Below are 15,483 nucleotides of genomic sequence, written 5' to 3'. Positions count from 1 at the left end.
TACGTCGGGTTGTTCTTTCCATGGATTGACCGCAAAACATGAGGGTCTATCATCTTTTAAACGTGAGCATCACTCACATTACCAATGGAGATGAACGCGATGAACAGCAACCAGCAGACCCTTCTGATTCTCGGCGCCACGGGCAAGACCGGACGGCGCATCGTAAAGCGGCTCGAAGCAGCCGGCCGGAACGTGCGCCTTGGCTCCCGCAGCGCCACTCCACCTTTCGACTGGGAAGACCGGTCGACCTGGGCCGCTGCCCTTGAAGGTGTTCAAGCCGCGTACATTTCCTTTCAGCCGGACATCGCCGTGCCTGGCGCCCTTGAGACGATCCAGGCGTTCACCGACCAGGCGGTGAACAGCGGTGTCGGCAAGTTGGTGTTGTTATCCGGTCGCGGTGAGATAGAAGCGCAGCAGGCCGAGCGTGTGGTGCAGAACAGCGGTATCGACTGGACCATCCTGCGTGCCAGCTGGTTCTGTCAGAACTTCAGTGAAGGGCACTTTCTCGAACCGATCCTGCAAGGAGAACTGGCGCTGCCCGTCGGCGACATCGCCGAGCCTTTTGTCGATGTGGAAGACATCGCCGAAATCGCAGTCGCCGCGCTGACCCAACCCGGGCACTCAGGCCAGCTCTATGAACTGACCGGACCACGGGCACTGACCTTTGCCGAAGCCGTCGCCGAAATCGCCCGCGCGACGGATCGCGATATCGGATTCCTGGCGGTGCCGCCGGACGCCTATCGCCAGGCATTGGAGCAGGAGCAACTGCCGGCTGAGTTCATCGACCTGGTGTTGTATCTGTTCACCACGGTACTCGACGGCCGCAACACACCGGTTACCGACGGGGTCCAACGCGCACTGGGGCGGCCGGCGCGAGACTTTTCCGATTATGTCCGGCGCGCGGCGGCAACGGGGATCTGGAACCTTCACGGTTGAGTGCCGACGTACTGCATTGGCGACATTCGACTTCCTCGACTAGGGTGTCCTTCGTATCGAACTGCGGTGCCTTTATTGGCAGGAGCCTGATAAGGAGGAAGCAATGTCATCCATTCGTAGTGCCGAACAAACCTATCGCCAGTGGTCCAGCCCGATCCTGCTCGAACTCAAGGAGCGAGAGCATCAACTGACCCCGTCAGACCGTGAGGCCCTGCAAAATATTTTGCTGGAAAGGCGGCTGATCAACAGCGGCAACCCTCACGGCAGCGATCGACGCAAGACTGAACCGGGTATTGGCGGTTGAATCGGCTAAAGCAACACTGCTCGTGCTCAAAAGCCCGGTTCAACACCGGGCTTTTCTTTTTTCCACTCACCTGACGCGCAGCACCTTTTCTCCTCGCCAATCTTCCAACGCCCCCTTTTCGCCCGCAAGACTCAAACTCCGGTGCCCATTCGCAAACCAAGGGGATCGCGACACCGATGGCTGAGCATTACCACCGCGCGTCCCAGCCCTTATAATCTTCGGTGCGCACCCGTTTTTTTCTCGCCCGCGATTTGATGAGTAACCCTCCCCGCGCATCCTGGGCTAGTCTTTTCAGTCTTGGACAGAATCTTACGACCATTCCTTTTCCCTTGCCTTTTGAGGATACGTGAACGTGAAAGGCAAATTGATTGGCACGACCGTCATCGTGACCCTTTTGGCTGCCGTGACTTACGGGTTCAGCACGTGGGAGGCCAGCAAGAATCGGCGGCAGGAAGAGTTGTGCAAAGTGGCGCAAGAGCATCTCAAGACCGTAGAGATCGAGGCACGCGCCATGGCAACCGGTTTGTCCGTCGAAGGCTACGCCGAAGCGGAAAAGGCCGAGGTGGGCAAACTCATCAATGCGCTGGATACCGCTAAAACCAACGAGGAAGTGGAGGCTGTCATCACGGAGCACTCCGCCACAGTCCAGGCGCAGGTGGCCGCCACGGATGCGGAAGTGAAATCCCGGGGCGAACAGCCCTTCCTTGGGCAACAGTTGAAGGAGCAGCGGATAACGACTGACGTGAAACTGGAAATCCAGCGCGCCGAGAAAGCCGTCAGCACTGCGTGTGAATGATGTAGGCCGAACCTTAAAATGCGAAACAACGAAGCCGGACGCTCGGGTTACTTGAAAACCAGCACGCTCGCTGACGGGTTGGTTTTTTTCAGGTAGTCACGCAGCCGTGCACCAATCTCGGCAATTTTCGCCTGCCCCGCACGCAAGGCTTGCGGGTTGGTATGCACCGAGTAGTTACCCAACGCGAGATCATAAGGATGAGGCTGCGCGGAGCCGATCACGAAGACGGTATCGTTGTGCATGGCCTTGAGCGTAACGGTGCCGCTACCGGGTTCGAAAATGACCATTTCTCCCGCCAGGACCCTCTCCGGAGCGCAAAGGGATCCGCGACTGACACTCAACCACAACGACTCGTGCCCTTCGGGCGGAACATAGCTCCAGGATTCTCCGGCAGGTAGTGTGACCAGCAGATAGTTCATGCCAGCGGGAGCACGGACCGGGCTTTGGACACCCAGATAGGAACCCAGAATCACACGTGCCAGCCCCACTTGCGGCATCACGCTTGACTCCAGGTATTGGCTGTCGACGGTGGCGTTTTCCAACGCAGGTGGCAGTGCCACCCACAGTTGAAAACCTTGAATGCGCCTTGAGGTACCGACCGACATTTCCTTGCCATGCCAGACCCCGCCACCCGCGCGCATCCATTCAACACCGCCATAGTCAATCATCCCCGTACCCGACTCGGCATCCTCAAAACGCAAATTACCTTCGGTAATGACCGTGACCGTGGCGATGCCCGAATGCGGGTGCATCGGCATACCGTTGATGAATGAACTCTCGCCTTCAAACAGGTCAAGGAACACAAAAGGCTTGATCAGATGACCCAGGTCTGAAGGGCTCATCAGCCGGACAATCGCGCCATGCCCACTGCCGGTGGTGCGGTAACGGATAGCCCGGTGAGCAGCGGTGTCCCGTATACCGATCTGAGGTTGTTGCTGAAAAGGCATCATGATTACTCGAAGTTGGCAGCCGTTCGGCTCGATGTTTCACACAATCGGTCCAGGCCGGTTACTTGATAAGTCGGCACAATTGGATTGCACTCGTCCACCAGAGACAGGAATACCCGGCGACGACTTACCGGGTTGTATCGAGGACAAGCCTGCCCCGTAAATGACGGCCCATGCTTTTCTCGATCGCCACTTTCGCCTCACTCAACGGGTATGCCTCGACGTCGACCGTGAGGTGGCCCTTGTCGAACAGTTCGGCAATGAGCGAGAGCTGTCGGCCATCGGAACGGGTGGCGAAATGGGCGGGGGTCACGCCATAGTCGTTGGCCAGCGACATGTTCGGCAGGCTCACCGGCGAGACCAGCACACCGTTTCTTTTCAGTACCTTGAACGAACGGGTTTGTGTGTCGCCGCCGACCAGATCCAGTACGACATCGACGCCGGACACCTGCTCGTCGAATGCCTGGGTCCTGTAGTCGATGATGTAGTCAGCACCGAGGTCTTTCAGATAAGCATGATTGTCCGCGGAGGCCGTTGCGTAGACTTCAGCGCCCAGGTACTTGGCAATCTGCACGGCCATGCTGCCTACCCCACCGGCCGCGGCGTGGATCAACACTTTCTGCCGCCGTTGCACGCCCGCATGTTCAGTGAGTGCCTGCCACGCCGTCAGTGCGGTTGCAGGCACAGCACTGGCCTGTAACAAGCTGAGCGAGTGCGGCTTTACGGCCAGCTTTGAAACCTGGGCGACGGCTTTGGTGGCATAACCGCCGACAATATTGATGAAGCCGAACACTTCATCACCCATGCTGAACTCAGTGACGCCCTGCCCCAGCGCAATCACGGTACCCGCCACTTCAACCCCCGGGGTGAAAGGCAACGGCAGAGGAATGAACCCTTTCATGGCACCGGACAGGATCTTCCAGTCAATCGGGTTGACCCCGGCTCCGGCGACATCGATCAGCACTTCACCAACACCGGCCACCGGGTCTGCGATGTCTTCCAGACGTAAAACTTCAGGGCTGCCGTATTCGTACACGCGTATGGCTTTCATGGAGGTCTCGACTATTGAAAAGAAGGGAGAAAACACTGCGCTGCGAGGGACCGGCCTTCGCAGCGCGGGGGTTATCAACGACGGCGGGCGTCGAGGCTGAAGCGACCGGCGCCGAAGGCCACGACTTGCAGCAGGCCACCGGCCATCGCGATGTTCTTGAAGAAGTGGATGAACTGGTTCTGATCGCCCAGCGCGTTGTGGAACGCCAGTGCGGTGAACACGCTGAACACGGCCAGGACTGCGGCGACGCTGCGGGTGCGGTAGCCAGCGATCAAGGCCAGGCCACCACCGATCTCAACAACGATCGCCAACGCCAGCGCCAGTTGCGGAAGTGGAAGCCCTACCGAACCGATGTAGCCAACCATCATCGCGGGCGCGGCAAGTTTCGAAAAACCGGAGAGAATGAAGATTGCGCTGAGCAGTACGCGGCCGATCAACGAAGCCGAGGCCTGGGTCACGTCGGAACGGCTCTGCTCTGAGGCGGTGGATTGAGCGATGTTTGCAGAAGTGGTCATGAGGTATTTCCTTCAAAGTTTGCGCGATTCGCCATGAATCGCTGCTGTGAAGAAAGCTTGCACCTTGACATCTAATCTGAATAGACGACTAATTTAGATCGTTAGGTTCGAATAAATAGGCAAGTAACTCGCATCATCGAAGGAGAGTTCAATCCCATGATTTCTGATCCCGGAACACCGACGCTCGACCAATTGCGCGTGTTCCTGACCGTTGTTGAGGTCGGCAGTTTTGCAGCGGCGGCCAGAAAGCTGCACAGGGCCACTTCGGTCATCAGCTACTCGATTGCCAACCTCGAAACGCAGCTCGGCGTGTCGTTGTTTGACCGTCAGACCACCCGCAAACCCCAGCTCACCGATGCCGGCCGCACCGTGCTGGCCGAAGCCAGAACCATTGCCAACGGCATCCATGGTTTGCGCGCCAAAGTGAAGGGACTGCTTCAGGGGCTTGAAGCTGAAGTTCACGTAGTGCTCGATGTGATGCTTCCCCCGGAGCGCGTGGTGGACGCACTCAAATCCTTTCGGGAAGAATTCCCCACGGTTGCCCTGCACTTGCACATGGAAGCCCTCGGCGCCGTGACGGAACTGGTGATCAACCGTGGTGCCATTGTCGGCGTCAGCGGGCCGATGAACGAAGGCATCGACGGGATCGAAAGAATTGGCGTCGGCAGCGTCGAGTTGATTCCGGTGGCGGCGCCGAATCATCCGCTGGCTTCCAGCGACTCGAACGTTCCAGGCGCCGGGCGAGAGTTCACGCAACTGGTATTGTCCGACCGCTCGCGCCTGACCAAAGATAAGGATTTCGCCGTGCTCAGCAACCGCACCTGGCGCCTGGCGGATCTGGGCGCCAAGCACATGTTGCTGCGTGAAGGCATCGGTTGGGGGAACATGCCGGCGCCAATGGTCCAGGAGGATCTGGAGAGCGGCCGGCTCGTGCAGCTGAACATTCCGGAGTACAAAAGCGGCCAATATTGCTTCGACGTCATCTACCGCACGGACCTGCCACCGGGTCCGGCGGCAAGGTGGTTGATCGACCGCTTCGTGCAACAAGGCTCGGTGCCGGATGCCCCGGTTTGAAAGTGTCTTCGTTCAGATGAGCAAGTCTTCGTAGAACGCGCCAAAGGGACGCTCGGGGTGGGCAAGTTGAATTTCCAGAATCCACAGGCCGGTGTTCGGGTGTTGATCCAGATCCCCGAGGTCGCCACCCCGGTAAATCGCATGGGGGAAATCGCTGACCCTGTGGCCCTTGATGTCGAGGTTGAGCGTCCAGCCCATGACCTGTGCTTGCGCGGCTGCAAAGTCGTAAAGCGCCACGCCGGAAACCCGCTCGCTGCGCCAGAAGCTTTCGACCCGCTTGAAAAGCTCCTTGGCTGCCGCTGCGCAGGCGATCATTTCCGGATCTGAACCCGTGGTGAACGTCGCGCCGGCATCGCCTTCATGCCCTTGCCACACCACGCCCAAGTCGATGAAGAAAATGTCTTCGGCCCCCAGCTCGGGATCGCCATCGGAGCGCTGCTTGAAGGTCTTGAGCGTGTTGGTCCCGAAGCGGATCAGCAGCGGGTGCCAGATCCGGTCCATACCCAGTTCCGCCAGGATCTCTTTGCCGCGCGACTGCGCCTCGGATTCGCGCATACCGGGCGTGATGACCCGGGCGATCTGATCAATGGCCTTCCAGGTCATCTGCTGTGCGTGACGCATCGTTTCCAGTTCGTAACGCTCACCTACCGCTTCTTTGCTGCTCAAGACCGTGCTCATCATTCATTCCCTTGGTAAGAAAGCGCAGGCCACGCGCTATGTAGCTTTATATATTGCGACACCCCATATCAAAGATAAAGCGTGACCACGGCCAGTCGGGCTCGGGGAAATCGACGGAATGGCATTAGCCCGCGGGCGGCCCTTTACAATCAGTCGCCCAGCGCTCGGTAGTACGCCACCGCCTGCTCCAGATTGAGAAACAGGCGTTGTTGCTCATCCATGGCCCGCCCCATTTGCGAATGCATCACCATGGCCTGCACGCTGGGGCTCATACCCACCAGCCACAGAGAGATGCCATGCTCCTGCAAGCGCCGGTCCGCCGCATCCAGCATCTTCAGTGCGGTGTACTCCAGGTCGAATACGCTGCGAAAATCAAACACCACGATTTTGGGTTCGCTCGCGACGATCGCCGCCTGGACTTTCGTGCTGATATGTTCGGCATTGGCGAAGAAGATGCGCCCCTCCGGCCTCAGCATGAGCAACCCGGCAAAGACTTCGTCCCTCGGGTGTTCGTCGCTTCCGGGGCGGAACACATTGGTGCCAGGCTTGCGGCCCAGCACGTGCACCGGTGGATCGGAAACCTGATAGGCCAGCGCCAATAGCGAGACGATGATCGCCACCACAATGCCCTGCAGGGTGCCCAGCAACATGACCCCGGCCGTGGCCACCACGGCCCAGAGAAACTCGGTGCGGCGCACTGCCAGGATTTCGCGAAAGGCGGCTGGCTCTATCAGGCCTACGGAATAGACGATCACCACCGCGGCCAGCGTGGCATTTGGCATCAGGCCAATGAAAGGCGCCAGTAACAGACAGGTGCCGAGCGCCAACGCGGCGGTCACCAGGCTCGCCAGCTGCGAATTGGCCCCAGCCAGGCGATTGACCGCCGTCTGGGTGGTGCCGCCACCGGCGGCCATGGCACCGAAAAATGCGCCACCGATGTTGGCGATTCCCGTCGCCACCAGCTCGCGGTTCGGCTGTGGCACGGGCTCGTCGCTACGGGCAAAGGCGCGTCCAGCAGCAATGGTCTCGGTAAAACTCATCAGGGCAATCCCTACCGCCGACGGCCAGAGTGCGTTTAACAACGACCCGTCAGGCAACGTCAGGACGGGCAATCCAGTAGGCACATTGCCTACCGAGGACACGCCGTAATCACCCAGGCCCAGCAGGCTCATGGCCGCCAACCCGAACGCGACCGCCACCAACGGTGCGGGCACTCGCGGTGTGTAGCGCTTCATGCCGATCAGTAGCAACACCGTGGTCACGCCCACCACGACAGTGGGCAGCGATGCCTGGGGAATATTGACCGCTGTTGCCAGCAGATTATGAAAAAACCCGCCTTTTTCAAAATGAAGACCCAAGAGTTTAGGCAGTTGGTCAAGCACGATGACGATGCCAATGCCGGCCTTGAAGCCGACCAGCACGGGTTCCGAAATGAAACTTGCCACGAAACCCAGGCGCAGCACCCCCGCCAGCGTCAGAATCGCACCCACCAGCAAGGTCAACGTAGCAGAAGTCACCAGCAGGTCGGCGGGATCGGCGGAGGGGCTGACCTGAGCCAGTGCAGAACCGGCCAAAATAGCCAGCGTGGTGGTGGTACTGACACTGAGGGGGCGTGACGTGCCGAGCACCGCATAGATTGCCATTGGCACCAGCACGGTGTAGAGCCCGACCTGCACCGGCAGGCCGGCAATCGTGGCGTAGGCCAGGGCCTTGGGGATCACCACCGCTGCTGCCGTCAGACCGGCGATGACATCGCCTTTGAGCCAACTACGCTGGTAACTGCCGAGCCAGTTCAACACCGGCCAACTACGCAGTGCACGCTGGATTTGAAGATTCATCACTGCCTCCAGGCGAGTGGCTGTCTCCTGAAGTGTATGATCGAATGCGGTCCCATGCGCCTTGAAAGATTACCGCCCGAGCATGAATGACCTCTGGCTGCTAGATTGCATCAGACGCGATCGTAAAAGTGACAACAGCACCGATTTTTCCTTACTGCGATCCACTGACGGTATGCGCAAGGAGATCAATACGTGCAGGCATTGTTCACGTTTCTCGATACAAACCCTTACATGCTGTTGTTCGGGGTCGTCAGCCTTGCGGTACTGATCGGGCGCATCACCATCAAAGGCTACGGTTTGGGCATGGTCGCCGCGGCCATCCTCGTCGGGTGTACGGTCGCCATCACAGGATCCCTGTATGGCGTTACCTTCAAGGTCGACACGTTCACCATGAACCTCTTTTACTATCTGTTCATGTATGGCGTTGGCTTGCGGGTCGGTCCCTCGTTCCTTAACAGTCTCAGAGGGGATGGACTGAAGTTCACCCTGCTGGCGGTTATTTGCAGTGTTCTCAGTCTTGTCGTGGTGGTGGCAGGTACGCGGCTGTTTCAACTCCCGACCGGAGCCGCCGGGGGAATACTCGCAGGCGCTACTACCATGTCTTCGGCCATCGGTTCGGCCGAACAGGCGGTGGCCTCGGGGGCTGTCAAGCTCCCGCCTGGCACCACCGCTGCCGATGTATCGGCAATGATTACGCTGAGTTATGGCATCACCTATTTGTGGGGAACGATCGGCATCGTCCTGATGTGCAAATACATGCCTCGCTGGTGGGGCGTCGATGCAAAAGCCGCAGCGCGCAGCTATGAAGCCGAGCATGGCATTCATGAAGTCGAAGACATGGGCGTGAACGGATACACAGCCTTCGGTTTGCGCGCCTACCGCCTCGATAACCCCGGAACCGCCGGCCTGACCATCCAGGAATTTCGCGGTCGCTTCCCGGAGTACCGCATCGTCAATGTGCGACGCGGTGATGATTCGATTGGGGCCGACTCACTCATTCAACTGCAGCCAGGAGACGTCATCGCCCTGGGCGGTACGCACAAGGACCTTACTGCCAACATTGGGGTGATAGGTCCGGAAGTCGATGATCCCAAGGCACTAGGCGTGGTGCTGGACCAGGCGGAAATTCTGGTGACAGAGAAGGCCGTCATCGGCAGGAAACTCAAAGAGTTCCGCGGGGAAAGCCTGGCCGGCCAGCTTCAACTGACCCGCCTTGAGCGCGGTGGCGTCCCCCTGCCAGTGGGTCCGGAGACCCAATTGCAGCGCCGTGACGTATTGTTTGTCACAGGCCTGACCAGCGCCGTGCAACAGGCTGGCGAACGTTTCGGCCTCATCGCCCGTCCCAGCACCGTGACTGACTTGCTGACCTTGTTCATCGGCATGACCCTGGGCCTGCTGATCGGCCTTATCCAGTTTCCCGCCTTTGGCGCTGCCGTGGGCCTGGGAAACGCGGGCGGTTTGATGGTGTCGGGGATCATCATTTCGTCGCTGTCGTCACGCTTGCGTTTTTTCGGCAACACGCCCAATGCCGCACGCAACATCCTTGAGGACATCGGCCTGCTGGTATTCGTTGCTATCGTCGGCATCAACGCCGGCGCCACCCTATTGAATCAACTCACCGGCACCCTCGCCGTGCAGATCTTCACAGTGGGGTTCTTCGGCTGCCTGCTGCCACCTATCGCCGTTTGGGTAATCGGTTACCACCTGATGAAAATCAATCCAGCCGTGTTGATGGGCGGCATGGCCGGGGCCCGAAGCCACTCCGGTCCATGCCGCGAGGCAGCCGCCGAGATCGGCAGCAGCGCACCCTGGGTGGGGTTTCCGGTGGCGTTCGCAGTGTCGGGAATCCTGCTCACCGTCTTCGGCTACTTTGCCATGGTTTTCGCCGCCTGAAATATCAAGCCTGGACGGTGGGCAAGGGATCGGGAAGAAATAATCTGCGGAGCCAAAAAAATAAAGGCTTGCATGAGGTTTCTCATGCAAACCCTTGATATTCATGGTGCCCAAAGCCGGAGTCGAACCGGCCGCCCGCCTCATTGACAGGGTTCAAAAAGCAGGCCATTTCCCGTTCGACAACATCGATCTCATTTAGCCCCCAGTTTGTCAGGGGCGCGGAAGGTTTGCCGGTCGATGCGTAACTCGCCGCCAACAGACGGGTCATCAGCGTCTTTGCCAGGTCCAGTTGCCTCTGAAGCTCATGAGCCGCGCAATCAGCCTTGTCCAGGCGCTGTTGCAGGGCATCGCGCTCGGCAGCGATCTGTCCGACACTGCCCATCGTTTCATGCGGGTCAACCATCACTGCTTCCTCACTAATGTGCTCGTTCGCTCAGGTGTAGGCCGGACATGTTCAGGCCTTGCACCGCGGATATCGGCACGAGAGTTTTTTTCTACAGTGTCTATCGCAAGTCGCCGACCAGCGGCGGTGTGACCTCAGGGGCTGGTACGAAAACTATCGGCGCGTCAGCGCTTTCACTTTCAGAGTGCAGCCCAAGAGTAACCGGAGGCCAAGTTGGGACGGTGCCGAGACGTAGTCATCAGAGCTAAGGTCAAGTTGTCGCAAAATGATCCGAGGCGGAAGTAGGACGCCCCAAGGTCACAGAAAACCTGATGGCTGGCCGAGGCACGATCACTCATCTTCATCTAATCGAAACCTGCTCAAGGCAGGGAAGCCCGGCAATTTGCCGGTCTCTACCTCAACATGCCTCCCACCACAGTGCTCGCAATTGAATACCTGGCTGTCGATGTCATCGTCAAAGCAAAGCTCTACAGACGTGTCTTGATTGCACTTCTGGCAGATCAGTTTTCTCGTCATGGCTGTACCCCCTGAGATTTGACCGCCATGAGCTTAGCCAACTTTTCCTTTAACCACCGAGGCTCATAATCACACCCACAGAAAACAAACCGGCCGAGCCAGGATTTGACCTGAACACGCCAAATGGCGGGCGCGGTTACATCACAAATCTATACAAGACCGTGCTCAAGCGTCAGCGGCAAACCCACGGCTGCGCAACTATGTCGCCGTATGAACCACCGCAGCGAGTTGCTGTAAGGAACCCAGCCCCGGTGTCAGAAACGCATTTTTTCCCCAATAACGGGGAATCCTCCTGAGGCAAACGGCACCTGCTCCGCTGTAGCAGGCTGTTTCATCGCCCTGTCACATGTTGGTTCAGTTATTGCTCTGGCACCTGAACTCAACAATTCGACCCTGGAGATTAAAGCCGTGTGGAAAAACCCCCTACTACTCGTAATCACCTGCGGAATGGGAATCCTTACATTGGGTTTGGCCGCGACCGTGATCCTGATTCAGTTACAGCTAGATTGACCAGCAACGCCATCGTGCAAACCCCTAGCTAAAATTAATATGCCCATTCACTTGGCCCTAAGGACGTGAGTCATGATTTCCACGCTTGAGCTTCGTCACATAATCGAATGCGGTTTCCAGCCCCTCTCCTGCACCTGCTCAGTCAATCCGGACGGTTCATTGATGATCAAAGTATTCGATCCGACGTCTGGGCGGGTCGATCTCCTGGTCACAGCGGTCACGACCAATCAATTGACGTCCAGCCGCGCCATTGCAAATTTGATTGGTGAGTTGCGCTCTGAAATGGCGGCGCGCCAAGCGACGGGCACAGTGGTTTCAGCGGGAAGCGATCCGGCGTAAGCCCGAGCCGAAACGCCATGGATAAGCGTTGGACTCGTTTCATAACCCTCTGCTGCTCAGTTGACGTGCACACGGCTGGTGGCACCGCCCAATAAAAAAGGCCTACGCCGTTAAGCGTAAGCCTTTGTTTTATATGGTGCCCGAAGCCGGAATCGAACCGGCACGCCCTTACGAGCGGGGGATTTTAAGTCCGCAAATAACATGTTTAAAATCAATTACGTACATGTTTTTCTGCTCCTCGTTTTCATCGAAAAGCCAGCTCGGGATTACCTTATTTTCCTGCCTCACTGTGTGAGTTGCGGAGCAACAAACTCCAGATAAAGGTCTGATATGCGCTCGCCTATTACTGCTACGCTCTTATTTTTTGGAGCCTCCGCGATGCCAAACTCAGATTTACTCCCCTCCCTTCTTTTCAAACTCAACGAAAATCAACTCGCCTTGGAGGCCGCCATCCTTGAGCTATCAAACTGGGTAGAGAAACGTGGATCTGGCGAAGTCGCCGACAACGTGCGCGGCGCCCTGGAAGCCATCGATAAAAACGAAGAATTTATCAAGATGTCACTCGCAGTAATGATGGCGCCTGAGTGACAGCAATCGACCAAAAGCGATCCTTGTTTTGCCCTAAATTGCCCTTAGCGAAAGCTAGCCACGGGCAAAGCACTTGGTGCTCACATCCTGCGCCGATGATGGATTGGATCGATTAACCGCAAGAGCCTTTAAACCTAAGGCTTACAGCGACAAACAATTTTTCCCGTACCAGTTCTGTACCAGCAACCCCTCTCAAATTACCTTTACGCAACGGCTAACTGCGTTTACATCCGGCAGATAAAGGCCGATTCTGTTGAAAAAGTAGCTCCCCCGTCTGGCCTGCGGCAAAATTCGCGCATCGGCCAGCAGGGAAGCACGCAGTATGATGGGACAGTTATCGAGTGGGCAGGAGCGACTGTTTTACTCGTTCAACCTTGAAGATCACATCCCCGCCAATCACCTTCTGCGCAGCATTGATCGGTGTCTCGATCTGAGCGACTTGCGCCATAACACTACCCAACACAGCGCAATGGAGCGCATATCATTGAAATGCTGGGTTTTTGAGTGGCCCCTTCGCCGTGAGCGGGAGATTTTTGAGCCCCTCCAGAAAAATTCAGTCAGGCGTAACACAGCCTGACTAAATGTTCAGCAGCCGAACGCCCCAACGACCGCGAGCTCCGCAAGAGTTGTGGCCACGCGCCGTAGGAAAAGCCGAACACGAAACCCACCATTGGTCTGGATTTTTTCCTTTTTCATCAGGCAGTTACGGCAATAAGCGGTCAGTCAGGAGCACTTCAAAATCGCTCCTTCCGAAGGCAATCTGGCACCTTTTCGAATTTGGCGGTCTATAAAATCTGCATTCGTCGATAAACGCACCCTGAAGATGACATTTTTATTACAATCTAGTGGCAATCGTTTCGGGTCAGAAGATGAAAGTTATAGCTACAGGGACGGCGGCCGGGTTGGATGTTGACGCATCCACCCGGTCGCACTTTTTTCGGACAAAAAAAAGCGCCATTTTGGCGCCTTTAATTTTATTTCCTGATCACATATCCCGAGACTTAAAACCTATCGGGAAACGAATATTTTCTGCCAGTTGTGCAACACGCTTTCCTGCCGGCGTTGAGGGTCGTTCAACTGTTCGATGAACAAGAAGCGTGAGCGCGATAACTATCACCCACGATAAAGAGAATGCCGAAACGATAGAGTTAAAATGTTTGTACACTATATAAAACAGAGTATAACCACAGGTGGCATGCAGCAGATAAAGCGGGTAAGAAACCTCTGCAATTTTGTCGATAACTTTGGAGTACGGAAGTCTTTCTCCCACCAACATCAGCACCATAAACATAAGAGCTGCATACAGATGGTTCGCATACATTATTCCAGATGTCACATTTGAATAATTCTGCAATATTAAATTATTCATAATCATCAAAACAAAAGTCACAAGTGCCGTTTTCGCAATTGACCAATTCCCAACATGATAATTATACAAAGCCATACCAACAAACATAAGAACAATAAAGCATCCATTTAAGGCAATACCACTTAAATACAGTCGAAAATATTCAAACTTACCCATATCCTTTGTGAGCGCGTAACTCACCAGCAGAAACGCCAGGGTCATCGCCAATATCACAGAGGCCTTCTTCTGCCCCGAAAAGAATGAGATAACAAAACAAATCAAGTAGAAATGAACCTCAATCTCTAATGTCCAGATAGCCGTATCAATATAAGGATGGCCTAAAATATCGCGAACAAGCGCAGCATTCGCAATGATTGTCTTTATCGAAAATGGAGCAATAGCGTTGCCCTCAACGTATCGGCCAATGACTATTACGCCAGCCGTTATTACAGTACAGACCGCCGCCGTTGGTAGTATCCGGGCAATTCTGCGAATAATGTAACTAACTCTGGTTCCACGCTCCAGAGAGATTGGAATAATAAAACCACTGATCAAAAAGAACAGAGCAAGCCCTAAGTATACCTCCCTAAAATCAAACGGCATGGTTTGGTTTATGATAACTCCAAACTTCACAACCGATGTCGGCGCTACGTAATCTGCCGGGAATCCTGATTGAAAAATAATTCCACTTAAGGACCCAGGATTCATAACAAATGTTTGCCAGTGCACATACACAATAAGCAGACAGGCGACGCCACGTAAAAACTGCAAAAACCACATTCTATTATTGTTTTGATCGAGCACAGTACGACTCATATAGCATCCATTTTTAATAAGGATCGCCCGCTCTGAAGGTCAAAGGGGCACGTAACATAAGTGTATCAATCAGAACACAATGTCAACCACTGGGAAGTGGACGGTTGCACAATCAAAAATGGCCTACCACGTTTACTGCCGAGTCGAGACCGCATTTACATAGCCTTGGCAGGCAGTCAGCGCGATTAGCCCTTGGTCGCCGGCATCGGTGATGCCAATAATTTGTTGAGCATGCGCTGGGCCAAGTTGGGCTCTTGTGGGCCATGAACCACGCCGCCGGTTGGGGTGGTGGCGGGCACTTTGCAGCCGCTGGCTGATCGGTGGTGTCGAGTAGAACTGACAGGCGCAGATCAGCAGTGGCAAGGCGGTCGCGCAGGCGACCACCCGATACGGCGCCGGGATCAGATCGACGAAATGCACAACGCCGCCCTCGCCCGATCCCACAGCTGCAGTCGATCCGCCAGCCCATTCAGGCCGCCATTGATCTTGCGGGTGATCGCCTCGAACTCGTCTCGATCCGCGAGCGTATTCAGCTCACGCACCCACCAGAACCACGCAGTCGACTCGGCTATCCGCCCCAAATCTCCAAGCCTCTAAAGACCTCCCCCGCTTCTAACCCCCCGTCTTTCACATAGGTATACCGTTAAAAGCTTCCCAAGCTGATAACGAGGGTTCGATTCCCTTCACCCGCTCCACTATTTTCAAGGCTTCCAGCGGTATCAAGGTGACGTTGCGTAGAACTGGTGACAGTTTCGGTGACAGTTACTGGATTCTGGGAGTGTTTGCGCACCAACACGAGTGCGCAACAACTGATGGACCTGCGCCAGCGCCCTCCCCCTAGGCGCTTTCGGCTTTTCATGTTGACCCCTCGGAAAACGGTTAGGAAGGTTAGTTTTTTGCTGACTGCCCTGAAAGCCTTGTGCTGGGCGGC

The 15,483-nt window shown here is 56.2% G+C and carries 14 protein-coding genes and 2 pseudogenes; 7 read left to right on the top strand and 9 right to left on the bottom strand.

All coding sequences use genetic code 11. The features are described 5' to 3' along the window. Positions 1-99: 99 nt before the first annotated feature. From BJ917_RS26645 to BJ917_RS26635, 3 genes are all read left to right on the top strand, one after another. A complete protein-coding gene (locus BJ917_RS26645; protein ID WP_121105416.1) occupies positions 100-936 on the top strand; it encodes an NAD(P)H-binding protein in 837 nt (278 codons plus the stop codon). A gap of 103 nt (positions 937-1,039) precedes the next feature. After that, positions 1,040-1,240: a hypothetical protein gene (locus BJ917_RS26640; RefSeq protein WP_096511778.1), complete on the top strand. Its 201-nt coding sequence runs from the start codon at positions 1,040-1,042 to the stop codon at positions 1,238-1,240. A 352-nt stretch (positions 1,241-1,592) separates the two neighbouring features. Continuing rightward, positions 1,593-2,036: a hypothetical protein gene (locus BJ917_RS26635; protein WP_256658577.1), complete on the top strand. Its 444-nt coding sequence runs from the start codon at positions 1,593-1,595 to the stop codon at positions 2,034-2,036. Positions 2,037-2,083: 47 nt separating this feature from the next. On the opposite strand, the gene BJ917_RS26630 is transcribed toward BJ917_RS26635, so the two are convergent. The 3 genes from BJ917_RS26630 to BJ917_RS26620 all read right to left on the bottom strand — a co-directional run bounded on the left by BJ917_RS26630 (position 2,084) and on the right by BJ917_RS26620 (position 4,549). Beyond that, a complete protein-coding gene (locus BJ917_RS26630) occupies positions 2,084-2,983 on the bottom strand; it encodes a pirin family protein (protein WP_121105463.1) in 900 nt (299 codons plus the stop codon). A gap of 127 nt (positions 2,984-3,110) precedes the next feature. Beyond that, positions 3,111-4,034 carry an NADP-dependent oxidoreductase gene (locus BJ917_RS26625; protein WP_121105414.1) on the bottom strand — a complete coding sequence of 308 codons (924 nt, stop codon included), beginning with the start codon at positions 4,032-4,034 and terminating at the stop codon, positions 3,111-3,113. Positions 4,035-4,108: 74 nt separating this feature from the next. Beyond that, complete coding sequence (locus BJ917_RS26620; protein WP_096511780.1) at positions 4,109-4,549, bottom strand: DoxX family protein; 441 nt, start codon at positions 4,547-4,549, stop codon at positions 4,109-4,111. Between the two features lie 156 nt (positions 4,550-4,705). On the opposite strand from BJ917_RS26620, the gene BJ917_RS26615 reads away from it, so the two are divergent. After that, positions 4,706-5,623: a LysR family transcriptional regulator gene (locus tag BJ917_RS26615; RefSeq protein WP_096511781.1), complete on the top strand. Its 918-nt coding sequence runs from the start codon at positions 4,706-4,708 to the stop codon at positions 5,621-5,623. A 12-nt stretch (positions 5,624-5,635) separates the two neighbouring features. On the opposite strand, the gene BJ917_RS26610 is transcribed toward BJ917_RS26615, so the two are convergent. Continuing rightward, a complete protein-coding gene (locus BJ917_RS26610; protein ID WP_121105412.1) occupies positions 5,636-6,301 on the bottom strand; it encodes a M24 family metallopeptidase in 666 nt (221 codons plus the stop codon). 149 nt (positions 6,302-6,450) lie between these two features. Beyond that, complete coding sequence (locus BJ917_RS26605) at positions 6,451-8,139, bottom strand: SulP family inorganic anion transporter (protein ID WP_121105410.1); 1,689 nt, start codon at positions 8,137-8,139, stop codon at positions 6,451-6,453. A gap of 192 nt (positions 8,140-8,331) precedes the next feature. On the opposite strand from BJ917_RS26605, the gene BJ917_RS26600 reads away from it, so the two are divergent. Then, positions 8,332-10,032, top strand: coding sequence for an aspartate:alanine exchanger family transporter (locus tag BJ917_RS26600; protein WP_121105408.1), 1,701 nt, complete (start codon positions 8,332-8,334; stop codon positions 10,030-10,032). A gap of 82 nt (positions 10,033-10,114) precedes the next feature. Here BJ917_RS26600 and BJ917_RS26595 read toward each other — a convergent pair whose 3' ends face one another. Beyond that, positions 10,115-10,435, bottom strand: a complete 321-nt coding sequence (locus BJ917_RS26595; protein WP_121105406.1) for a hypothetical protein — start codon at positions 10,433-10,435, stop codon at positions 10,115-10,117. 1,098 nt (positions 10,436-11,533) lie between these two features. Between BJ917_RS26595 and BJ917_RS26585 the strand changes: the two genes are divergently transcribed. Together BJ917_RS26585 and BJ917_RS26580 are read left to right on the top strand one after the other, a co-directional pair. Further along, entirely contained in the window at positions 11,534-11,800 is a 267-nt protein-coding gene (locus tag BJ917_RS26585) for a DUF1652 domain-containing protein (protein WP_096511786.1), read from the top strand. Positions 11,801-12,178: 378 nt separating this feature from the next. Further along, positions 12,179-12,388: a hypothetical protein gene (locus tag BJ917_RS26580; protein WP_121105404.1), complete on the top strand. Its 210-nt coding sequence runs from the start codon at positions 12,179-12,181 to the stop codon at positions 12,386-12,388. 985 nt (positions 12,389-13,373) lie between these two features. Here the strand turns inward: BJ917_RS26580 and BJ917_RS26570 are convergent. From BJ917_RS26570 to BJ917_RS26560, 3 genes and pseudogenes are all read right to left on the bottom strand, one after another. Then, complete coding sequence (locus tag BJ917_RS26570; RefSeq protein ID WP_121105400.1) at positions 13,374-14,552, bottom strand: acyltransferase; 1,179 nt, start codon at positions 14,550-14,552, stop codon at positions 13,374-13,376. A 132-nt stretch (positions 14,553-14,684) separates the two neighbouring features. Next, positions 14,685-14,934, bottom strand: a pseudogene (locus BJ917_RS26565) (lysis protein); the annotation flags it as partial. Positions 14,935-14,953: 19 nt separating this feature from the next. After that, positions 14,954-15,121: pseudogene (locus BJ917_RS26560) on the bottom strand (glycoside hydrolase family 19 protein); the annotation flags it as partial. Between the last annotated feature and the right edge of the window lie 362 nt (positions 15,122-15,483).

It is taken from the genome of Pseudomonas sp. WPR_5_2 (genome assembly GCF_003634475.1).
Taxonomy (GTDB): Bacteria; Pseudomonadota; Gammaproteobacteria; order Pseudomonadales; family Pseudomonadaceae; genus Aquipseudomonas; species Aquipseudomonas izuensis.
Note: the sequence above shows the minus strand (reverse complement) of the source record. Positions and strands in the feature narration are given on the sequence as shown.